Annotated in this window: 15 protein-coding genes, 1 pseudogene and 1 riboswitch; of the genes and pseudogenes, 5 read left to right on the forward strand and 11 right to left on the reverse strand. The window is 71.7% G+C overall.

Features of this window, described 5'->3' with window-relative positions:
• Window positions 1-24 precede the first annotated feature (24 nt).
• Window positions 25-558 (forward strand): hypothetical protein, encoded by a 534-nt coding sequence (locus ACGFSC_RS24495; RefSeq protein ID WP_359901347.1) that lies wholly within the window; start codon window positions 25-27, stop codon window positions 556-558.
• 580 nt (window positions 559-1138) lie between these two features.
• Here the strand turns inward: ACGFSC_RS24495 and ACGFSC_RS24500 are convergent.
• Entirely contained in the window at window positions 1139-5053 is a 3915-nt protein-coding gene (locus ACGFSC_RS24500; protein WP_359901344.1) for a P-loop NTPase fold protein, read from the reverse strand.
• 531 nt (window positions 5054-5584) lie between these two features.
• Between ACGFSC_RS24500 and ACGFSC_RS24505 the strand changes: the two are divergent.
• Window positions 5585-5869 (forward strand): annotated as a pseudogene (locus ACGFSC_RS24505) (SCO6880 family protein); the annotation flags it as partial.
• A gap of 160 nt (window positions 5870-6029) precedes the next feature.
• On the opposite strand, the gene ACGFSC_RS24510 reads toward ACGFSC_RS24505, so the two are convergent.
• Window positions 6030-7421 carry a short-chain fatty acyl-CoA regulator family protein gene (locus ACGFSC_RS24510; RefSeq protein WP_359901341.1) on the reverse strand — a complete coding sequence of 464 codons (1392 nt, stop codon included), beginning with the start codon at window positions 7419-7421 and terminating at the stop codon, window positions 6030-6032.
• A gap of 442 nt (window positions 7422-7863) precedes the next feature.
• On the opposite strand from ACGFSC_RS24510, the gene aceA reads away from it, so the two are divergent.
• From aceA to ACGFSC_RS24525, 3 genes are all read left to right on the forward strand, one after another.
• Window positions 7864-9159, forward strand: coding sequence for an isocitrate lyase (gene aceA / locus ACGFSC_RS24515; RefSeq protein WP_359901339.1), 1296 nt, complete (start codon window positions 7864-7866; stop codon window positions 9157-9159).
• Window positions 9160-9316: 157 nt separating this feature from the next.
• Window positions 9317-10927, forward strand: a complete 1611-nt coding sequence (gene aceB, locus ACGFSC_RS24520; protein WP_359901336.1) for a malate synthase A — start codon at window positions 9317-9319, stop codon at window positions 10925-10927.
• 25 nt (window positions 10928-10952) lie between these two features.
• Window positions 10953-11819: a 3-hydroxybutyryl-CoA dehydrogenase gene (locus ACGFSC_RS24525; RefSeq protein WP_359901333.1), complete on the forward strand. Its 867-nt coding sequence runs from the start codon at window positions 10953-10955 to the stop codon at window positions 11817-11819.
• Window positions 11820-12297: 478 nt separating this feature from the next.
• Here ACGFSC_RS24525 and ACGFSC_RS24530 read toward each other — a convergent pair whose 3' ends face one another.
• The 9 genes from ACGFSC_RS24530 to ACGFSC_RS24570 form a co-directional block, all read right to left on the reverse strand.
• A complete protein-coding gene (locus tag ACGFSC_RS24530; protein WP_359901330.1) occupies window positions 12298-13074 on the reverse strand; it encodes an enoyl-CoA hydratase in 777 nt (258 codons plus the stop codon).
• Window positions 13071-13958 carry a 3-hydroxyisobutyrate dehydrogenase gene (gene mmsB, locus ACGFSC_RS24535; RefSeq protein ID WP_359901327.1) on the reverse strand — a complete coding sequence of 296 codons (888 nt, stop codon included), beginning with the start codon at window positions 13956-13958 and terminating at the stop codon, window positions 13071-13073. The genes ACGFSC_RS24530 and mmsB overlap by 4 nt, the downstream gene beginning before the upstream one ends.
• Window positions 13955-15028, reverse strand: coding sequence for an enoyl-CoA hydratase/isomerase family protein (locus ACGFSC_RS24540; RefSeq protein ID WP_359901403.1), 1074 nt, complete (start codon window positions 15026-15028; stop codon window positions 13955-13957). The genes mmsB and ACGFSC_RS24540 overlap by 4 nt, the downstream gene beginning before the upstream one ends.
• Complete coding sequence (locus ACGFSC_RS24545) at window positions 15028-16176, reverse strand: acyl-CoA dehydrogenase family protein (protein WP_359901325.1); 1149 nt, start codon at window positions 16174-16176, stop codon at window positions 15028-15030. Before ACGFSC_RS24545 ends, ACGFSC_RS24540 begins: the two co-directional genes overlap by 1 nt.
• Window positions 16173-17672, reverse strand: a complete 1500-nt coding sequence (locus tag ACGFSC_RS24550; RefSeq protein ID WP_359901322.1) for a CoA-acylating methylmalonate-semialdehyde dehydrogenase — start codon at window positions 17670-17672, stop codon at window positions 16173-16175. Before ACGFSC_RS24550 ends, ACGFSC_RS24545 begins: the two co-directional genes overlap by 4 nt.
• 209 nt (window positions 17673-17881) lie before the next feature.
• Window positions 17882-18072: riboswitch (cobalamin riboswitch) on the reverse strand.
• 305 nt (window positions 18073-18377) lie between these two features.
• Window positions 18378-18578, reverse strand: a complete 201-nt coding sequence (locus ACGFSC_RS24555) for a hypothetical protein (protein WP_359901319.1) — start codon at window positions 18576-18578, stop codon at window positions 18378-18380.
• A 7-nt stretch (window positions 18579-18585) separates the two neighbouring features.
• Window positions 18586-19329, reverse strand: coding sequence for an SRPBCC domain-containing protein (locus tag ACGFSC_RS24560; protein ID WP_359901316.1), 744 nt, complete (start codon window positions 19327-19329; stop codon window positions 18586-18588).
• Between the two features lie 29 nt (window positions 19330-19358).
• Entirely contained in the window at window positions 19359-20624 is a 1266-nt protein-coding gene (locus tag ACGFSC_RS24565; RefSeq protein WP_359901313.1) for a cytochrome P450, read from the reverse strand.
• A gap of 11 nt (window positions 20625-20635) precedes the next feature.
• Window positions 20636-20851: an MbtH family protein gene (locus ACGFSC_RS24570; protein ID WP_359901310.1), complete on the reverse strand. Its 216-nt coding sequence runs from the start codon at window positions 20849-20851 to the stop codon at window positions 20636-20638.

Genomic DNA, 20851 nt, shown 5'->3' on the forward strand with positions numbered 1-20851 from the left:
CCTAACTCGATCTTGGGAGTTCCCGTGACCTCCACAGACGATGTCACCGAGAGCAAGATCCTGCTGGCCGAGTACGACTGCCTCAAGGAGGAGCAGAAGACCCGTATCGGGTTCCGCGACAACCTGCTCTACTTCACGCTCGCCGCAGCCACCGCAGTCGTGGCGGTCACCGTCCAGAGCGGACAGTCCCGACTGCTGCTCTTCGTCCCCGCGATCTGCCTGATCCTGGGCTGGACCTACCTGGTCAACGACGAGAAGATCTCGGCGATCGGCTGCTACGTCCGCGACCGACTGGGACCGCGCCTGGGGGAACTCGCCTCCGCCCACAGCACGGTGTTCGACTGGGAGGTCTACCACCGCAACGTCGCGGGCCGCACCGTGCGCAAACGGCTTCAGACCGCAGTGGACCTGTTCACCTACCTGGTCCTGCCCATGGTCTGCACGACCGCGTTCTGGCGCTCTCACGCCGCCCAGCCCCTGCTCGTGCTCGCTTCTCTCGTGCAGACGCTCGCCCTGGCCGTACTGGGCTGGCAGTTCCTGCGTCGCAAGGAGCAGTAGTACCGGCCCCGCCGGACCCGCTCCACACACGTACGGCGCCTCCGGTGTGTGGAAGCGCGGGTAGGGCTCTGCTATACGGTCAGCAGGCGTCCGACTCAGGCCGGAGAATTCGTCCAGGTCGAAGGTGCAAGTGCATCCGTCGGCCAACTCGATGGGCAGCTTGCCCGAGCAACGTGCCCCACTCGCGCGGGTACCACCAGCGGCCACGGTGGCCGCCTCCTGCCCTTGTTCAGCAGTGCTTGTCGGCAATGTCTCGGGGCCCTATCCATTTCTTGCGGATGGGGTTCTTCCTAGGACGTGGGCCATGGTGTAGTCCGGTTGACGGGGCATGAGTCGTGGATGGGATTGGGCTGTCGGCGTGTGGGGTCGCGCGGAATCACTGCTGGCCGGTCAGGTACAGGCACAGGGCGAAGGCACAGCAGGTCCGGGTTGCGGGGGGCGCTGATGGTCGCGATGGTCCAAGTGCCGACGATCGACCGCAACCCGGTGGCGTCTGCCACCGGGCTGCGGCATCGGGACCTACCCTGTCGTGGCCTCGTTGTCGTGCCCCGAGCAGGCTGGAGCTCAAGCGTTCGGTCAGCTACAGGCGGGCGGCCTTGCGGAAGGCGGTGCGCCGGGCCCGGTTCTGTGTGTCCCGGGGAAGCGCGTCGTCGAGCTTCTTTCGGATCTGGCGCGGTAGAGATGCCACCGCCTCGCCAAGCGCCTGAGTGGCGTCCAGGTCGGCTCCACGCACGATTGGGACGAGCCGGTCTGCCACATCAGCCGGTGCGCTGCCACGCTTGCCAGCGGTGAGCGCGCTGATGACGACAGCGGCGTTGCGGGCCGCGTCCTGGTCCTCGGCGGCCGCCCGCAGGACGCTCTCCCAAGCTGCGGACGGGTCAGTCAGCGCGTCGATGATCGGCTCGAGACGGCGGGTGTCCATGTCCGCGACGTGTATGAGGTTGTACAGGTGATCGGCGAGCGCGGTGTCCAGCGTCGGGTTACCGGCACACAGTGCCAGCAGGTCCTCGACTCGGTCGCCGCAACTGCGCAGTGCCGCGTCCAGCACGTTCTTGGGGGCGTGTACGGCGTGCTGGGCGAGTTCGGGGCAGCGGCCCCGTGCGAGGGCGAGCATATCGGCCTGCGTCTGCTGGTCGGCACTCGGCCATAGCCGGGCGGCCCAGGGCCAGGCGGAATCGCTGCCGTGCGGGATGTGCTGGGCCAGACGCGCTACCAGGGAGGTCCCTCGGAGGTCTTCGCGGTCTGCGGCACGCACTGCCAGGTCCCGGGCCTGCGGGGTGACCGCAGCCCAGTGCTGGTCGATGTGCGTGATCCAGGGCTGGGCGACCCGCAGGTCGCCCAGGTAGCGGGCGGCAAAGTCGGCCGACACAGCCGGGTAGCCGCTGTTGATGTTGGCCTGGAGCCGTTCGAGAACAACGGGCAAAGCCTGCTGCCGAACAGCTGGCTTCGCCAGAAGCGTGTGAAGGCTTGCCAGGAGTTCCCCTGGGTGCCCGGCCATGGGTGCGTTGCCGGCGAGCGGCATCGGCAGGTGCTGGACCAGGGTCGTGACCAGTTGTGCGCTCAGGGCAGCACCGCGCGTGGTGGACAGGACGGACGCGAGCCCGAACCTGACCGTTCGTCCCGCGTCGCTATCCTGCGGCAGCGGGGCGGTGTAGGCGTCGAGAGCTGCCTGCGCCGCCTGTGCCACCGGTCCGGAGTCAACGTCGTCGGTGTGGCGGATGTAGGCGGCGAGCATGGTGAAGAGGGTGGTGGTGCTAGCGGGATCGAGCCCCGGCAGCGCGCCAGGAATCCCTGGCAGGAGACTGTGGACGAGATCCGCCCCGTCAGGCTGTCCCAGCTTCGGCAGCAGTCGGGCTACAGCCTGGGTGAGTTCCGGCGCCAAGAAGGCAACCTGGGCGAATGCGGTGACGATCGCAGTGCTACAGGTACCGCCGTCCGACGCCAGCTGCTGTCCGACAGCCGGGAGCCAGTTCTCCAGGAGACTCTGTGCCTTCAGGCTCGACGTGAGGTCGTCGTCGTCGACGAGAACCTCTGCGACCGCGCATGCCAGCGAGCTGGCGACGGTGCCGGCACCGCCGTCCCTGCTCGGCCCCCAGCAGTCGTCGGGAAGAACCAGTTCCTGGAGCAGGGCAACACGTTCCCGCTTCACCGGGAAGGACACCGTTTCCCAGTCGGTCGTCAGACCGAGGACGACATCACGCCTCCAGTGGTGGCGGTCAGCATTGTCGCGAGTGATGCTGGCTGCGGACGCCATTGCGTCGACGGTGCCCTGGCGGGCGGCCATCGCAAGGAGGGCGCCGAAGGCCGCGGGCGGCCACGCTTCGTGATTGGCCTCGCCGTCGGACCACAGGTCGAGGTCCGCGTCCTCTCCGGCGGCAGCAAGGCCGTGGAAGTAGTCGGCGACGGCGTCCACCAGCCGAGGTGAGAACGAGGCGTCCGTGGCGGCTCCCATCAGGGCCTTTGCCCACCTCCCCGCTTCCTGCCGGTCTTCGGGACACGCGGCCAGCTCGTCGAGCAGCAGCGGCAGGTAGGCGTCCGGAACCATCAGAAGCAGCGGCACCCAGGTGTGAACGGGCAGGGCGTCCGGCACCTCGGTGCGCCGGCGCGCGAGCAGTTCAATGAGCGCGGTCAGCTCCCGCCTGGCCGTTTCTCCTTCCTCGGCGGAAGAGAATCCGGACGCCGGATCCGAAAGGCTGCCCAGTGCCTCGACCGAGGCGGCCATTGCATTGCCCATCGGCAGTCCCGGCTTCATGTCCGCGATCGTGCTCCGCATCGCGGCGAGCACGCGGTGCTCCTCCTGCGTGCCGGACAGCCGTCGGCGCAGGGCGACGCCGTCGCGCGTGCGAAGCTCCAGGGCGATCGCCTGGGCGTTCTCACTGCCCAGGTCACGGCTGGCCGCCGACGATCCCAGGGTGATCAACGCACTCAACTGCGGCGGCCGACGGGTGCGCGTCTTCCACCCAGTCCCCCGAAGATAGGACAGCCCTGGCCACCTATCCGTGTCCAGGCCATCCGGCTTTTCCTCGTCCAGAACGTCCGACGAGTCACCGGACTTCTTCAGGAACGGGCTCAGCAGGGGATCTGCGAGCGCCGCCTGCGAGCCGTAGAGTGCGTCGTCCAGCAACGACAGCACTGCGTTCTCGCGGCGGATGTGGTCGTACAAGGTGCGGAAGTCGTGGCGCAGCACCACCAGCCGGGCAAGCTCCAGCGGGTAGCCGGTGACCTCGCCGGGCGCGATGCGGGCCGCCTGCCCGCGAGAGGACGTCTCCCTGCGGGCTGCGAGGGAGTAGTCGGAGAGGAAGGCGTTCAGCAGACGGATGGCGTGCCTCGGCTCGCGGACCATGGGGTGGATGAGCGTTTCGAGGACGGCACGGGTCTGCCCGATCCCACCGAGTCGGCCGACGACAGGATGCTCCTCGGGAAAGACGAGGAGGTGCTCGACATAGCCGAGCAGGTCGTGTTCGTGGTGGACCGGCAGCGTGATCCGCACCGAGAAGAGCTTGTTCAGGTACTCCTGAGCGGCCTCCTCCGTGGCCTTGCGTGTGCCGTGTTCGGTGTCCTCGTCTGCACGGTGGGCCAGTCCGGGGTCCACCCCCATGATCGCCTCGCGGACGATGTCCTCGTCGCAGGAGATGACGAAGACCGGAACGAGGGAGCCGTGCGCGCCAGCGAGCAGCAGGCTGCGGATGGTCGTGAGAGCTTCCAGGACCTCGTCTGCATTCAGCCGATCGATGTCGTCAATAGCAATGACCAGGCGCTTCTTCTTCCGGTGGATCTCGTGAATCAGGCGTGAGAAGACCTGTTCCAGCTCATCCGTGGAGTCCGGTCGGGGTGTGGTCACCGAGATGTCGTAGGCGCGGTACGCGTAGATGGCGCCTTCCTTCGCAGCGCCGATCACGCCGGATGCAACGGCTGCGCTGCCTAGCACCGCGGTGAGCGGGGCAGCACCCTTGGCCGCGAACCACGCGAGCACCTCGACGCCCTGTCCCCTGCCGAGGAGATGGCCAAGCCAGACGGTAATCGCGCCCGCCAGCCACAGCAGGGCGACCATGCCGAGGATCCAGCCCGCGCTCGCCCTCACTGCGGCGACATAGCGGCGAAGGCCGGGCTTGCCCGGCTGGTCGGCGTCCGGTGCCGGCCTCGGAAGGGTCGACTGCCGGGCTCCCGCGAGGCACTTGCGCTCGCTGTCCAGCTTCTCGTCGCTGATCAGCTCCGCGCGGTGGGCAGCTCCCAGAAGCCCGTACAGCATGGCGCGGGCACGCGCTGTCCCGCTGTGGTGCTCGGCGCTGACCTGAAGCACCGCCAGCTTGCCGTCCACCGCCAGATGCTCGGCGAGCAGACGCACCACCGAAGACTTCCCGCTGCCGAACGGGCCCAGCAGGCCGACAGCTGTCGGGTGCTCCACGCCACTCACCAGGCCGGCGAGCTCGACAGCCACCGAGCGATGGTCGAAGCGGTCCTGCTCTCTGGTGGAGATCGATGCGTCCTCGATCAACCACGAACGCGATCTACCTGGCAATCTCTCAACTCCTTCGTCTCCCCCGCGTCGCTGTGGTGGATCATGCTAGGGCGCACCACCGACACTCGGCAGCCTCTGCGACCACACCACTTGTCTCGTGACCGCCTGTTGGTTCGAGGATCCGCACGCTCTCCGCGCGACGGCATCGCTCTTCCTAGCAGCCTCGATCCGGGGACGCATTGGGCACACAGCGTGCGTAAGACTGTCGAGATCGGAACGGCGGGCCGTCACACCCCGGTGGATGAGGTCGATCCAGGTGGCGAGATCGATGAGGGCGGAGCCGGGTACGACGTCGACCACAAGGAGTTCCGCGCCAAGGCCCGCCCCGCCCGACCATCGAAGGGCCCCTCGGTTGACAGCAGGCCGACCCAGCTGCGCCTACCCTCACCCCGCACGCCGCGCATCCGAGCGTTCTGCCGTCGTGCGCGTGGGCCTCACGGCCTGGAAGCTCCGTGCCCGCGGAACTTCCTCGCCGCTGGGCTCGGAGCGGCGTCAGCCTGCCGGTAGCTGATCGCCTACGCCGCCACCGGCCTGTTGCTGCTCGTCGTGCTCGTCACCCAGGACGTGACCGGGGCCCTGCAGCTCATACCCTTGTGGCCGGGTGTCGCCGCCCTGGTGTTCATCCGCTACAGGGGGCGCACCCTCGCCGACTGGGCGCCCGTCGCCGCCCGCCACGCACTGCGCCGGTTCCGGGGCCAGCTGGTCTGGCTCACCCGGCCCTCCTCCCGCCCGGTGCGAGAGGGCCTGCTCCACCTGCCCGGCAGCGCGGCCAGCCTGCGCGTGGTCACCGCTCGGGCCTTGCCGTCGGCGCCGGCCCTGAGCTTGTGGCCGGCGTCGACTTCGGCGGCGACACGGCTGCCGCCGACCAGCTCCGTCCCCGCGGCGCCGACTGCCCGCAGGGCATCGGCCCCTCCGTGCGAGACGGTGATCGTCCGGCCCGGCGCGGTGCCGCTCAGGGGGATACCGGGTACGGGACGAAGGTGCTGGTGTGCTCGTCGACGGCCAGCGGGCGGCCGATCGCCGGGGCGGAGCGCTGGGCGCAGGCGGGGCGTTCGCACACCTTGCAGCCGAGGCCGATCGGGGTGGCGGCGGCCTCGTCGCCGAGGTCCAGACCGGTGGAGTACACCAGCCGGCCCGCGTGCCGGAGTTCGCAGCCCAGGCCGATCGCGAAGGTCTTGCCGGGCCGGCCCCAGCCGCCCGGCGAGCGGGTGACGGCGCGGGCCGTCCACAGGTAGCGGCGCCCGTCCGGCATGGCGGCGACCTGGACGTGGACGCGGCCCGGCGCCGCGAAGGCGTCGTAGACGTTCCAGAGCGGGCAGGTGCCGCCGGTGCGGGAGAAGTGGAAGGGCGTGGCGGACTGCCGCTTGGAGACGTTCCCGGCCCGGTCGACCCGTACGAAGGAGAACGGCACCCCGCGCAGGCCGGGGCGTTGCAGGGTGCTGAGGCGGTGGCAGACCGTCTCGTAGCCGACGCCGAAGTGGTCGGCGAGGTGCTCGATGTCGTAGCGGGCGGACTCGGCCTCGGCGTGGAAGGCGGCGTAGGGCAGGACGAGGGCGGCGGCGAAGTAGTTGGCCAGGCCGATCCGGGTGAGCGGGTGCGCCGCCGAGTCCTCGGGGCTGTCCTGGGAGGCGAGTTCGGAGAGCAGCGCGTCGTGTTCCAGGTAGCCGAGTTGGGTGGCCAGCCGGAAGGCCTGCTGGCCGGGGCGCAGCCGCTCCGACAGCCGCAGGGTCCGGGTCCGCGGGTCGTACCGGTGCAGCTGCTCCCCGCCCGCCGCGAGGCGGACGCCGTGCACCGAGGTCAGCCGGTCCGCTAGCACGGCCCGCACCTCGCCGCGCCGCAGCCGGATGTCCTTCGCCAAGTCCTCGGCCGCGGTGTCCAGTTCATGGACGTAGTTCTGCCGGCGGTAGAAGAACTCGCGGACCTGCTCGTGCGGCGTACGGGTGTCGGCGGCCGGGCCCCGGTCCCCCGCGAGGACGGCGAGCTGCTCGGCCAGGGCCCGCCGCCCGCGCCCCAGGTCCGTCAACAGCCTCGCCACGGCGGGCAGTCGGGCGGCGACCTCGTCCAGGTCGCCGGGGGTGATCCGGCCGGCCGCGAGCTCGTCGCCGAGGCCGTCGCGCAGTTCGGCGGCGAGCCGGGCGCTGTCCGGCGGGGCGAAGTACCCGGCTTCCACGCCGAACGCCTCGGTGAGCCGCAGCAGCACGGCGACGGTCAGCGGGCGGGCGTCGTGCTCCAGCTGGTTGAGGTAGCTGGGCGAGAGGTCGATCATCCGCGCCATGGCGGCCTGGCTCAGTCCGCGTTCCTCCCGGAGCCGGCGCAGCCTGGCCCCGGCGAAGGCCTTCCCCATCGTCCCGCACCTCCGTGTCCGGCCGTCGGGTCGGCCCGGTGGGGCGCAGCCTAGCCGCAACGCCCCCGGGCAGGCCTTCGCAACCTTCGCGGATTCACCGGACGGGCTTCGCAGAACTTGGCACGGCTCCACCGGTGACGGCGGCCGCGCCGGGTGCCAGAGTCGGTGCTGCGGCCGGGAGACGCCCAGAACGGCGGCGAACGGGCAGGTCAACTGCCCTGGCCCGCCGTCCGGGTGACCACGTCCCGCGGTGTTCCACCGCTGCCCGGCGTCACCCGGCCGCCCTCGCACCGGCACGGTGAGAGGTGCCTCACACCCTTCGCAAAAGCACTTTGGCAGAGCACCCTCGCGAGCACCCCTCGCAAGCACCCTTCGCGAGCCCGTTCGTTCGCGAGCCCCTTCACCAGCACCCTTCACAGAGCATCCCCGGGAGTGGATCACCATGACCCAGTCGGTTCGGCAGCAGCAGGAGCAGCAGGCGGCGGAGCTGGCCGCCCGGTGGGCGTCCGACCCGCGCTGGGCGAGCGTCGAGCGCACGTACACGGCGGCGGACGTGGTCCGGCTGTCGGGCACCGTACGCGAGGAGCACACCTTGGCCCGGCGCGGTGCCGAGCGGCTCTGGCGTCAGCTGCACGAGCAGGACTACATCCACGCGTTGGGCGCGCTGACCGGCGGGCAGGCCGTCCAGATGGTGAAGGCCGGGCTGCAGGCGATCTACCTGTCCGGCTGGCAGGTCGCGGCCGACGCCAACCAGGCCGGGCAGACCTACCCCGACCAGAGCCTCTACCCGGCCAACTCGGTTCCCCAGGTGGTGCGTCGGATCAACAACGCCCTGCTGCGCGCCGACGGGATCGACGCCGCCGAGGGCACCGACGGCGGGCCGGACTGGCTGGTGCCGATCGTCGCCGACGCCGAGGCCGGCTTCGGTGGCCCGCTGAACGCCTTCGAGCTCACCAAGGGCATGATCGCGGCCGGCGCTGCGGGCATCCACTACGAGGACCAGCTGGCCTCGGAGAAGAAGTGCGGCCACCTCGGCGGCAAGGTGCTGGTGCCCACCGCCCAGCACGTCCGCACCCTCAACTCGGCCCGCCTGGCGGCCGACATCGCCGACGTGCCGACCCTGATCGTCGCCCGCACCGACGCCCTCGCCGCCAACCTGCTGACCACCGACGTGGACGAGCGCGACGCCCGCTTCTGCACCGGCGAGCGCACCGTCGAGGGCTTCTACCGGGTCGAGCCCGGCATGGCCCCGGTCATCTCCCGCGGCCTCGCCTTCGCCCCGTACGCCGACCTGCTCTGGGTGGAGACCGGCACCCCGGACCTCGCCCAGGCCCGGGAGTTCGCCGAGGCGATCAAGGCCGAGCACCCGGACCAGCTGCTGGCCTACAACTGCTCGCCGTCCTTCAACTGGAAGGCCGCCCTGGACGACGACCGGATCGCCAAGTTCCAGCGGGAGCTGGGCGCGATGGGCTACCGCTTCCAGTTCATCACCCTGGCCGGCTTCCACGCCCTCAACCACTCGATGTTCCAGCTCGCCCGCGGCTACGCCGAGCACGGCATGACCGCCTACGTCGACCTCCAGGAGGCCGAGTTCGCGGCCGTGCCGGACGGCTACACCGCCGTGAAGCACCAGCGCGAGGTCGGCACCGGCTACTTCGACCAGGTCTCCACCGCGCTCAACCCCGGCGCCGAGACTCTGGCGCTGACCGGCTCCACCGAGGCCGAGCAGTTCCACTGATGCCCGGCCGCCCGGCGGGCTCGGTCACATCCCGCCGGAGCGCGCCACCCCCGGCGGCTCGCACGGCGGAGCGAGGGAGCTCCGTGCCGCCCCCTGCCCGGGGCCGCGTTGAGGGACGCGGCCCCGGGCCCCACCTTTCTGCTTCCTGGAGAACCGGATGAACCAGCCCAGCCGTACCGAAGTCCTCGGAGGGTCCGAGGAACGCTTCGACGAGATCCTCACCCCCGATGCCCTGAGCTTCCTGGCCCGTCTGCACGACGAATTCACCGCCCGCCGAGCCGAGTTGCTCGCCGAGCGCGGGCGCCGGGCCGCCGCGCTGGCCGCCGGCGGCACCCTGGACTTCCTCCCGGAGACCCGCGCCGTCCGCGAGGACACCACCTGGCGGGTGGTCGGCGCCGGCCCCGGGCTCGCCGACCGCCGGGTGGAGATCACCGGCCCGCCCGAGCGCCGGATGGCCGTCAACGCCCTCAACTCCGGTGCGAAGGTGTGGCTCGCGGACTTCGAGGACGCCACCTCCCCCACCTGGCACAACCTGATCGGCGGCCAGCTCAACCTGGTCGACGCCATCGAGCGCCGGATCGACGAAACCACCCCGGAGGGCAAGCGGTACCGGGTCCGCCGCTCCCCCGCCACCATCGTGGTCCGCCCCCGCGGCTGGCACCTCGACGAGCAGCACCTGCTGATCGACGGCCGCCCCGCCGTCGGCGCCCTGGTCGACTTCGGCCTGTACCTCTTCCACTGCGGCCGGCGGCAGATCGAGCGCGGCAGCGGCCCGTACTTCTACCTGCCCAAGCTGGAGAACCACCTCGAAGCCCGGCTGTGGAACGACGTCTTCACCTTCGCCCAGGCCGAGTTGGGCATCCCGCACGGCACCGTCCGGGCCACCGTCCTGATCGAGACCATCACCGCCGCCTTCGAGATGGACGAGATCCTCTACGAACTGCGCGACCACGCCGCCGGGTTGAACGCCGGCCGGTGGGACTACCTGTTCAGCCTGATCAAGAACTTCGCCCAGCACGGCCCGCGTTACGTCCTGCCCGACCGCGCCACCCTCACCATGACCCAGCCCTTCATGCGCGCCTACACCGACCTGCTGGTGCGCACCTGCCACCGGCGCGGCGCCCACGCGATCGGCGGGATGGCCGCCGCGATCCCCCAGCGCGACCCGGCCGCCAATGCCGTCGCCCTGGCCAAGGTGCGGGCCGACAAGGAGCGTGAGGCCGGCGACGGCTTCGACGGCTCCTGGGTCGCCCACCCCGGCCTGGTGGACACCTGCCGCACCGCCTTCGACGCCGTCCTCGGCGACCGCCCGCACCAGCTGGAGCGCACCCGCGAGGACGTCGAGGTCACCGCCGCGGACCTGCTGGGCGTGCACCGGCTGTCCGTCGGCCTGCCCACCGACCAGGGCCTGCGCGCCAACGTCGCCGTCGCCCTGCGCTACCTCACCGCCTGGCTCGGCGGCTCCGGCGCCGTCGCCGTCTTCGGGCTGATGGAGGACGTCGCCACCGCCGAGATCGCCCGCTGCCAGCTCTGGCAGTGGCAGCACCACTGCACCCGGCTCACCGGCGGCTCGCTCGCCACCCCGGACCTGGTGCGCCGACACATCGACCACGAGCGGGCCGCGCTGCTCGCCGAGGGCGCCGACCCCCGACTCGTCGACAATGCGGTGCGGATCCTGGAGGAGACCGCCCTCGGCGACGAACTCCCCGCCTTCCTCACCACCGAGGCGTACGCCCGCCACCTCGTCCGCGTCCGCACCGCGGCCTGAGCCGCCCCAGCACGGAGGCAGTGCCATGAACGAGATCCGACGCGTCGCCGTCGTCGGCGCCGGACAGATGGGCTCGGGCATCGCCGAGGTCCTCGCCCGCGCCGGCCTGGACACCATCGTCTGCGAGAAGGACCCGGCCGCGCTCCGGGCCGCCCGCGGCCGCATCGACCGCTCCCTGCACCGCGCCGTCGACCGCGGCCGCATCGGCCCCACCGACCGCGAGGACACCTGGGCCCACCTGCTGTTCGCCGACGACCTCGACGCCCTGGCCGACCGCCAGCTGGTCGTCGAGGCCGTGGTCGAGGACGAGACGGTCAAAGCCGAGCTGCTCGGCCGGCTCGACAAGATCCTGGTCGACGATCAAGCGGTGCTGGCCACCAACACCTCAGCCGTCCCGATCACCCGGCTCGGCATCGCCACCGGCCGCGCCTCCCACGTCCTCGGCCTGCACTTCTTCAACCCGGCACCGGTCATGCCGCTGGTCGAGGTCGTCGCCTCCCTGCACACCGACCCGGCCGTCCTCACCCGGATCGAGGCGTTCGCCCGGGACACCCTCGGCAAGCACGTCATCCGCTCCCGCGACCGGGCCGGCTTCGTCGTCAACGCCCTGCTGGTGCCCTATCTGCTGTCCGCGATCCGGATGGCCGAGGCCGGACACGCCACCCCGCAGGACATCGACGCCGGCATGGTCCACGGCTGCGCCCACCCGATGGGCCCGCTCGCCCTCGCCGACCTCATCGGCCTGGACACCGTCGAGGCCATCGCCCGATCCCTGTACGCCGAGTACAAGGAGCCCCTCTACGCGCCCCCGCCCCTGCTCTCCCGCATGGTCGAGGCCGGACACCTCGGCCGCAAGACCGGCCGCGGCTTCCACCCCCACCGGGAGTCCTGACCCACCGGTGCCCCGACCCCCGTCGCGGAGGGCCGGGGCACCGGTGTCCCCGGCCCCGGTCTCCGCCGCCTCCGGCACCCGGCGCCGCGTCGAGCAGGTCGAGCATCCTCCCGACTCCCTCCTCGCACAGCCGGTGGCGGACCACCCGGCCCTCCCGGACGGCCGCCACCGTGCCGGACCCACGCAGCGGCGGAACCGTCGGCAGGCCCACAGCGAACTCTCCTGCTCTCAGGGCGAGTTACGGCCACGAGCGGGCGACGGCCGCGGCCGCGCCGCCGACCGCCGACCGCCGACCGCCGACCGCCGACCGCCGACGCGACATTGCCCCACAGGATCCGCGGCGGGGCGGAGCAGACGGCGACCGCCCCACCCGGCTCCCGGACCGGGCCGTCGAGCACCTCCGCCGCTCACCGCGCGGCGGTCCGGGAGTTGACCGGCGTGTGCCGCCCCGGGCAACGGGCGGCACACGCGCGAACCATCAGCGGTGGGTGAAGGACGGCGCCCGCTTCTCGGCGAAGGCGGCCATGCCCTCCTTCTGGTCCTCCGTGGCGAACACCGCGTGGAACAGCCGGCGTTCGAAGCGGACGCCCTCGGCGAGCGTCGTCTCGAAGGAGCGGTTGACGCTCTCCTTGAGCATGACCGCCGCCGGGGTGGACATCGCCGCGACCGTCTCGGCGATGGCCAGCGCCTCGGTGAGCAGCTGGTCCGCCGGGACGATCCGGGCGACCAGGCCGGCCCGTTCGGCCTCCTCCGCGCCCATCATCCGGCCGGTGAGGCAGAGGTCCATCGCCTTGGCCTTGCCGACGGCGCGGGTGAGGCGCTGCGAGCCGCCGATGCCCGGGATCACCCCGAGCTTGATCTCCGGCTGCCCGAACTTCGCGGTGTCCGCGGCCAGCACGATGTCGCACATCATCGCCAGCTCGCAGCCGCCGCCCAGCGCGTAGCCCGCGACGGCGGCGACGACGGGCTTGCGCAGCGCGGCGAAGCGGTCCCAGGCGGCGAACCAGTCGCCGAGGTAGGCGTCGACGAAGTCGAGGGACTGCATCTCCTTGATGTCGGCGCCGGCCGCGAAGGCCTTCTCCGAACCGGTCAGCAGCAGGCAGCCGATCCCCGGGTCCCGGTCGAACTCCGTTGCCGCCGCCACGACCTCGTTCATCAGCCGGGTGTTCAGCGCGTTCAGCGCCTTCGGCCGGTCGAGGGTGATCAGCCCGACCCGGCCCTTGCGCTCGACCAGGATCGTCTCGTAGCCGGTCACTTGCCGTCCTTCCTGAGGGTGTTGATGATCGCCGAGAAGTCCAGGCCGATACCGTCGGCCGCGGCGAAGTCTGCGTACAACTGCGCTGCCCGGCGGCCGAGTTCGGTGGAAAGGCCGGCAGCCTCCGCGGCCCCGGCAGCGAGTCCGAGGTCCTTGGCCATCAGGGCGGCCGCGAACCCGGCGGCATAGTCGCGATTGGCCGGACTGGTCGGCACCGGACCGGGGACGGGGCAGTTGGTGGTCAGCGCCCAGCACTGCCCGGAGGCGGTGGAGGCGACATCGTAGAGCGCCTGGTGGCTCAGCCCCAGGCTCTCCCCGAGGACAAAGGCCTCGCTGACCGCGATCATCGAGACACCGAGGATCATGTTGTTGCAGATCTTGGCGGCCTGCCCGGCACCGGCCGGACCGCAGTGCACCACCTTCCGGCCCATCGCCTCCAGCACCGGTCGCGCCGCCTCGAAGTCCGGCTCCTCGGCGCCGACCATGAAGGTGAGGCTCGCGGCCGTCGCACCGACCACTCCGCCGGAGACCGGCGCGTCCACCGAACCGTGTCCCGCGTTCACGGCCTGCTCGTGCGCCGCCCGCGCGTCCGCGACGTCGATCGTGGAGCAGTCCACGAACAGCGTTCCCGGGCGTGCGGCGGGCAGCAGTTCCGCGTAGGCGGCCAGCACGTGCCGACCGGCAGGCAGCATGCTGATGACGACGTCGGCCTCCCGCACCGCCTCGACCGCGGACTTCGCCGCACGGACGCCGGCTTCCCGCGCCCGCCGCACTGCTTCCGGAGCGAGGTCGTAACCGACAACCCGGTGTCCGGCCTTGACCAGGTTGGCGGCCATCGGGCCGCCCATGTTGCCGAGTCCGACGAATCCGATCGTGTGGGTCACCAGCGCTCCAGGGGTGTGGTGGCGGCGAGGCCGAGTTCGCGCTCGCCGAGCGGGGCGAAGTAGCGGGCCACGACGGCGGGTTCGACGGCGCTCAGCGCGGCCGGGCTCCACCGCGGTGCACGGTCCTTGTCGATCACCTGGGCCCGGATGCCCTCGGCGAGGTCCGGCGTGGCGAGCGCCGCGCAGGAGACCCGGTACTCCTGGTCCAGCACCGCCTCCAGCGGGCCGAGGGCCCGGGCCCGGCGCAGCGCGGCCAGGGTGGCCTTCACCGCGGTCGGGGAGTTGGCGGCGATCCGGTCCGCGGCCTTCTTCGCCTCTGGTTCGCCGCTGCCGCGGAGGCGGTCGAGGATCTCCTCCACGGTGCCGGCCGCGTAACAGTGGTCGATCCAGTCGCGCTGCCCGTCCAACAACCCGGCCGGCACGGGCTGGACGTGCCGTTCCAGGGCGTCGTGCACGGGCAGTTCGGCCAGGTCGTCCAGCAGCGCCGGGAGCCGTTCGGAAGGGACGAAGTGGTCGGAGAGACCGCAGAGCAGGGCGTCCGCGGCGCCGACGGAGCCGGCCGTCAGGGCCAGGTGGGTGCCGAGTTCGCCGGGGGCGAGGGCGAGCAGGTAGGTGCCGCCGACGTCGGGGACGAAGCCGATCCCGGCCTCCGGCAGCGCGACGCGAGTGGTCTCCGTCACGATCCGGACGCTGCCGTGGGCGGAGACGCCGACGCCGCCGCCCATGACGATGCCGTTCATCAGCGCGACGTACGGCTTGGGGTATCGGGCGATCCGGGCGTTGAGGCGGTATTCGTCCCGCCAGAACTCCTCGACGGCGCCCGGATCTCCCCCGGTGGCGGCGCGGTGGATGGCCACGATGTCGCCGCCCGCGCAGAACGCCCGTTCGCCGGCCCCGCTGATGACGACGGTCCCGACCTGCTCGTCGTTCTCCCAAGTGTCGAGGGCTTCGGAGATCCTCCGCACCATGCCGTGGGTGAGGGCGTTCAGGGCTGCAGGACGGTTGAGGACGATCAGGCCGGCCCGGCCCTCGCGCTCGGTGAGGACCTCCTCGACGGTGTCCTCGGTCATCATGCGGCTCCCGTCAGGCCGCGGGCGACGATGACGCGCATGATCTCGTTGGTCCCTTCCAGGATCTGGTGCACCCGCAGGTCGCGGACGATCTTTTCGATGCCGTACTCGGCCAGGTAGCCGTAGCCGCCGTGCAACTGGAGGGCGGCATTGGCGACTTCGAAGCCGGTGTCGGTGGCGTACCGCTTGGCCATCGCGCACAGCTCCGGCGCCCGGGGATCGACCCGGTCCAGCGCGGCGGCGGCCCGCCAGAGCAGCGACCTTGCCGCCTCCAGCTCGGTGGCCATGTCGGCGAGCCGGAACTGCAGCGCCTGGGCGTGCAGCAGCCGGGCGCCGAAGGCCTCCCGGTCGGCCAGGTAACGGGTGGCGCGTTCCAGAGCGTCCTGCGCGCCGCCGAGCGAGCAGGCGGCGATGCCGAGCCGGCCACCGTTCAGCCCGTTCATGGCGATCCGGAAGCCCTCGCCCTCGCCGCCGAGCAGGCGGTCGGCGGGCAGCCGGACGCCGTCCAGTACGACCTGGCGGGTGGGCTGGGCGTTCCAGCCCATCTTCTTCTCGTTCGGACCGAAGGAGACCCCCGCGTCGTCCCGTTCGACGACGAACGCGGAGACCCCGGCGGCGCCCGGGCCGCCGGTGCGGGCCATCACCACGTACACCCGGGCTGTGCCCGCGCCGGAGATGAACTGCTTGACGCCGTCGAGGATCCAGTGGTCTCCGTCGCGTCGGGCCCGGGTGGTCAGCGCCGCGGCGTCCGAACCCGCGCCGGGCTCGGTGAGGCAGTAACTGGCGGGCGTCGCCATGGCGCTGAGCCCCGGCAGCCACCGGGCTCGCTGGGCGTCGTCGCCGTAGCGGTCGATCATCCAGGCGACCATGTTGTGGATGGACAGGTAGGCGGCGATCGACGGGCAGCCGGTGGCCAGGGCCTCGAAGACGAGCACGCCGTCGACCCGGGTGAGCCCGGAGCCGCCCGCGTCCTCACGGACGTAGACGCCGGCCAGGCCGACCTCGGCCGCTTTGCGCAGCACGTCCACCGGGAAGTGCTTGGTCTGGTCCCACTCGACCGCGTTCGGAGCGAGGTGCTCGCGGGCGAAGGCCAGCGTGGTCTCCGCGATGGTGAGCTGGTCCTCGGTGAGGTCGTGCACGGCGCTCATCCCATCGTCGGCATGGTGAAGCTCGCGCCCTCCTTGACCCCGGAGGGCCAGCGCGAGGTGACGGTGCGGGTGCGGGTGTAGAAGCGGATCGAGTCCGGCCCGTGCTGGTTGAGGTCGCCGAAGGCGGAGCGCTTCCAGCCGCCGAAGGTGTGGTAGGCGATCGGCACCGGGATCGGCACGTTGACGCCGACCATGCCGGTGTTCACCCGGCGGGCGAAGTCCCGGGCGGTGTCGCCGTCCCGGGTGTAGATGGCCACGCCGTTGCCGAACTCGTGCTCGCTGGGCAGCCGCAGCGCCTCCTCGTAGTCGGCGGCGCGGACCACGGTGAGCACCGGGCCGAAGATCTCCTCGCGGTAGACGCGCATGTCCGGGGTCACCCGGTCGAACAGCGAGGCGCCGAGGAAGAAGCCCTGCTCGTGCCCGTCAAGGCGGAACTCCCGCCCGTCGACGACGAGTTCGGCGCCCTCCCGGACCCCGACGTCCAGATGGCCGCGCACCCGCTCCAGCGCGTCGGCGCCGACCAGCGGGCCGAAGTCGGACGCCGGGTCGTCCGAGCGGCCGACCTTCAGCGCGGCGATCCGCTCGACCAGCTTGGCCACCAGCGCGTCCGCGGTCTCCTCCCCCACCGGGACGGCCACCGAGATCGCCATGCAGCGCTCCCCGGCCGAACCGTAGCCGGCGCCGATCAGCGCGTCGGCGGCCTGGTCGAGGTCGGCGTCCGGCATCACGATCATGTGGTTCTTCGCGCCGCCGAAGCACTGCGCCCGCTTGCCGTGGGCGGCGGCCGTCGCGTAGACGTACTGGGCGATCGGGGTGGAGCCGACGAAGCCGACGGCCCGCACCCGCTCATCCTCCAGCAGGGTGTCCACCGCCTCCTTTCCGCCGTTGACCACGTTGAGCACGCCCGGCGGCAGCCCGGCCTCCAGGAACAGCTCGGCGAGCCGCAGCGGCACCGACGGGTCCCGCTCGGAGGGCTTGAGCACGAAGGCGTTCCCGCAGGCCAGCGCGGGCGCGGCCTTCCACAGCGGGATCATCGCCGGGAAGTTGAACGGCGTGATGCCGGCGACCACGCCGAGCGGCTGGCGCATCGAGTAGACGTCGATGCCGGTGCCGGCGTTGTCGGTGAACTCGCCCTTCAACAGGTGCGGGATCCCGGCGGCGAACTCCACGACCTCCAGGCCGCGTTGGAGATCGCCGTGGGCGTCGGCCACTGTCTTGCCGTGCTCGGCGGAGAGCAGCCGGGCCAGCTCCTCCTTCTCCTGCTCGACCAGCTGCAGGAAGCGCAGCAGCACCCGCGCCCGCCGCTGCGGGTTCCAGGCCGCCCACTCGGGCTGGGCCTGGGCGGCGTCGGCGATCACCGCCTCGACCTCGGCCCGGTCGGCCAGCGGCACCCGGGCCTGCACCCGGCCGGTGTTGGGGTCGAAGACGTCGCCGTAGCGGCCGGACGTCCCGGCGACGCGCTTGCCGCCGACGAAGTGGGTCAGTTCGCGGACCATCGGTTCCTTCTCTCGTCACAGGTGGGGAGAGGAGGAATGGAGAGCACACCGCCCACGCCGCGGGGCTCGGGCGTACGGTGGTACGCCGACGCCTCGCGACAGGCGGTGATTGACGAACCGTCAGAGCAGGTTGGCCCCGGCGGTCGGCAGCACGGCAGCGGAACGGGAACAGCGGCCCGGAGTCATGCGTGTCGTCTCCATCCTCGTGGAAAACACGGATCACCCGCGGCCGGTATCCTGACTCCCGGATCCACGCCCGCCCCTGGCCTTCCCGGCTGGCTGCCAGTGGCCGTCACATGCGAGGACGAACTCCCCGGTCACAGTGGCGGGACCGTGCCGGACTCACACCGGCTTCCCTGACACCGCGGACCTGCCGTCGACCATATAGTTGGACGTCCTAGTAAGTCCAGAGAGCCGGGCCGACGGCACCCACGAAATCCCACCTCGCCCCATCGGATCCGTTCCGGCCCGAGGTCCCGCCCTCCCGCCGAGACCGTCAGGCCCTCGCTCCCGGTGTGCGACGCCGCTCACGGCTCAGCGACATCACAGGCCGCAGGGCACACCCGCGCGGGAATCGTCCCGATGAAAAGCAGCCGAGAACTCGAAGGCTGCGGAGTGCCCGTCTCGCGGTCATCAGCGACGGGGCCGGTGCCGTCCGGGAGCGGCGGCTTCCGGACGGCACCGGCCCCGTGGGGGCCAGGAGGGCTACCAGCGGCGGCGCGACGGCGGTGGGTTGAGCTTGGCGGCGAGGGCCGAGAGGAAGGTGGGGAGCTTGTCGACCATGGCCTTGGGGACCGGGGTGGTCTGGACGCCGCCCCGCTGGACGTCCTCGACGAGGAGGGTGTAGGTGCCGTTCTCCTCGACGAGTTCGGCGGCGAAGAGCAGGGTTCGGGTTGAGGTTTCCATCGGGGTCCTAGGCTTGGGTGTCGTTGAGCCAGGCGGTCCACGCCGCGGTGGCCCGCTGCTCGTCGGCGTCCTCGGCGAACAGGTGGTGGCCCAGCCAGATCGGCACGTTCCAGGTGCTGCCGTTGAAGAACCGGTAGAGCGCGTCCGGGCCGCGCAGGCCGACGAACTCGGGGCTGAGCCAGTCCACGACCACCTCCTCCGGGCCTCCGTCCCTGCCGGGGACGAGAAGTGGGAAGCGGTCGCCGACGGCCGCGTCGTCGGCGAGGCCGAGGCGGCGGCGCAGGGCGGCGAAGTCGGCCGGGTCGGCGGTGGGTTCGGGGCGCTGGGCCCTGGCGTAGACGGCGGGGCGGCCGGCGAAGTGGCGCAGGTACTCGGCGAGGCCGTGCTGGTAGAAGTCGACGTGCTTCTCGGCCGCGTCCGACTTCCTGTCCCAGACCTCGTCCCAGACGCCCTTGTGCACCCAGTGGATTCCCATCCGCAGGTGACTCGTTCCGCCGTCCACCGGCTCGATCCAGTAGCTGAGCGTGTTGGAGAACTCGTCGCCGAGGGCCGCCCGGACGGCGAAGTGCCGCGGCGGCTCCCACGCCACGACGGTGGAGTCGCCCCGGGTGGCCTTTCCGCCGACGCGCGGCTCGATCTCCATCGGGTACAGCCAGCCGAGGTTGCCCGCGCCGGTGGCGACCGCGGCCCAGACCTGTTCCGGCGTGGCGGGCAGGTCCTGTTCCCGGCGGACCTCGAACTCTCGGGCCATGGGCGGTACTCCTTCGTCGTCGTTCATGGTCAGTGGGTGAGCGGCAGAGCGCACAGCCGCCGTTGCAGCGGGTTGGGCCGCCAGTCCAGCGCCGCCTCGTCGGCCATCCGCAGTTCGGGCAGCCGGCGCACCAGCGTGCCGATCGCCACCTCCGCCTGGAGCTTGGCCAGCGGGCCGCCGAGGCAGAAGTGCGGCCCGTGGCCGAAGCTCAGGTGCCGGTTGCCGGGGCGGGTCAGGTCGAGCCGGTCGGGGGCCTCGAAGCGCTCGGGATCGCGGTTGGTCGCACCGAGGAACAGGTACACCAGCTCACCCTCCCGCAGTGTCCGTCCGCCGATCTCCAGGTCCTCCGCGACGACCCGGACGATCGCCTGGGTCACCGTGTCGTAGCGGGCGAGTTCCTCGACGGCGCCCCGGATCAGCGTCGGGTCCGCGCGCAGCCGGGCCAGTTGGTCCGGGTGGCGCAGCAGGGCGAGGACGCCGTTGCCGATCAGGTGGGTGGTGGTCTCGTCGCCGGCGGTGATCAGGACGAAGCAGGTGGACAGCAGTTCGGAGTCGGTGAGCCGGTCGTCCTGAGCCTGGGTGGCGACCAGGGCGCTGATCAGGTCGTCGCCCGGGTCCGCCCGGCGCAGGCGGACGAGCCGGGCGAGGTACTCCTCGTACTGCCCGATCGCCTCCTCGGACTTGTCGATGTCCTCGCCCAGCCGGCCGAAGCGGCGGAACCAGGTCTTGACCTGCGGCCGGTCCTCGTCCGGAATGCCGAAGAGCTCGCAGACGACGGACATCGGCAGCGGGGCTGCGACCGCCTCGATCAGGTCCATGGTCGGCCCCGCCGCGACGGCCTCGTCGATGAGCCGGTCGACGATGCGCTGGACGCCGTCGCGCAGGGCTTCGACGCGCCGGGCGGTGAAGGCCCGGTTGGCCAGCTTGCGCAGCCGGGCGTGGTCCGGCGGGTCGGTGTTGGTCATCACCCGGCCGAGCCGGTCGGTGAGCCGGCTGAAGGCCTTCATGTCGCCGCCGAGCGCACCGTAGGCGCGGGTCATCCGGTCGCGGTCGTTGGACAGCCGCAGGTCGCTCAGGGCCGCCTCGACGTCGGCGTACCGGGTGAGGTACCAGATGCCCTGGGCGCTGCGGTGGACGGGGCTCTCGCGCCGCATGCGGGCGTAGAACGGGTACGGGTCCCGCCGGGCCTCGGGGGTGAGCAGGTCCGCGGCGAAGTCGTGGGGCGGGACGAGGGCGTGGGGCGGGGCGAGGCCCGCCGCGGGGCGGGCCTCGTCCGTGGTGTCGGTCGGGTTCACTGCGGGCCGCACTACCGCTGGGTGTCCATGGCGTCGGCGAGGCTCCTGGGCCGCATGTCGGTCCAGGACTTCTCGACGTACTCCAGGCAGGCGGCGTTGGTGTCGGGGCCGTGGACGACGGTCCAGCCGTCGGGGACGTCCGCGAACTGCGGCCAGAGCGAGTGCTGGTTCTCGTCGTTGACGAGCACGAGGAAGGTGCCGTCCTGGTCGTCGAAGGGGTTGGTCAT

The organism is Kitasatospora sp. NPDC048715 (genome assembly GCF_043198905.1).
In the GTDB taxonomy this organism is placed as follows: domain Bacteria; phylum Actinomycetota; class Actinomycetes; order Streptomycetales; family Streptomycetaceae; genus Kitasatospora; species Kitasatospora lactacystinica.

Excerpts from the sequence above, each read along its gene's own strand:
- aceA (WP_359901339.1), top strand. The coding sequence starts at position 7,864 with ATGACCCAGTCGGTTCGGCAGCAGCAGGAGCAGCAGGCGGCGGAGCTG.
- ACGFSC_RS24525 (WP_359901333.1), top strand. The coding sequence starts at position 10,953 with ATGAACGAGATCCGACGCGTCGCCGTCGTCGGCGCCGGACAGATGGGC.
- ACGFSC_RS24555 (WP_359901319.1), bottom strand. The coding sequence starts at position 18,578 with ATGGAAACCTCAACCCGAACCCTGCTCTTCGCCGCCGAACTCGTCGAG.
- ACGFSC_RS24510 (WP_359901341.1), bottom strand. The coding sequence starts at position 7,421 with ATGGGGAAGGCCTTCGCCGGGGCCAGGCTGCGCCGGCTCCGGGAGGAA.
- ACGFSC_RS24540 (WP_359901403.1), bottom strand. The coding sequence starts at position 15,028 with ATGACCGAGGACACCGTCGAGGAGGTCCTCACCGAGCGCGAGGGCCGG.
- ACGFSC_RS24570 (WP_359901310.1), bottom strand. The coding sequence starts at position 20,851 with ATGACCAACCCCTTCGACGACCAGGACGGCACCTTCCTCGTGCTCGTC.
- ACGFSC_RS24560 (WP_359901316.1), bottom strand. The coding sequence starts at position 19,329 with ATGGCCCGAGAGTTCGAGGTCCGCCGGGAACAGGACCTGCCCGCCACG.
- ACGFSC_RS24545 (WP_359901325.1), bottom strand. The coding sequence starts at position 16,176 with ATGAGCGCCGTGCACGACCTCACCGAGGACCAGCTCACCATCGCGGAG.
- ACGFSC_RS24550 (WP_359901322.1), bottom strand. The coding sequence starts at position 17,672 with ATGGTCCGCGAACTGACCCACTTCGTCGGCGGCAAGCGCGTCGCCGGG.
- aceB (WP_359901336.1), top strand. The coding sequence starts at position 9,317 with ATGAACCAGCCCAGCCGTACCGAAGTCCTCGGAGGGTCCGAGGAACGC.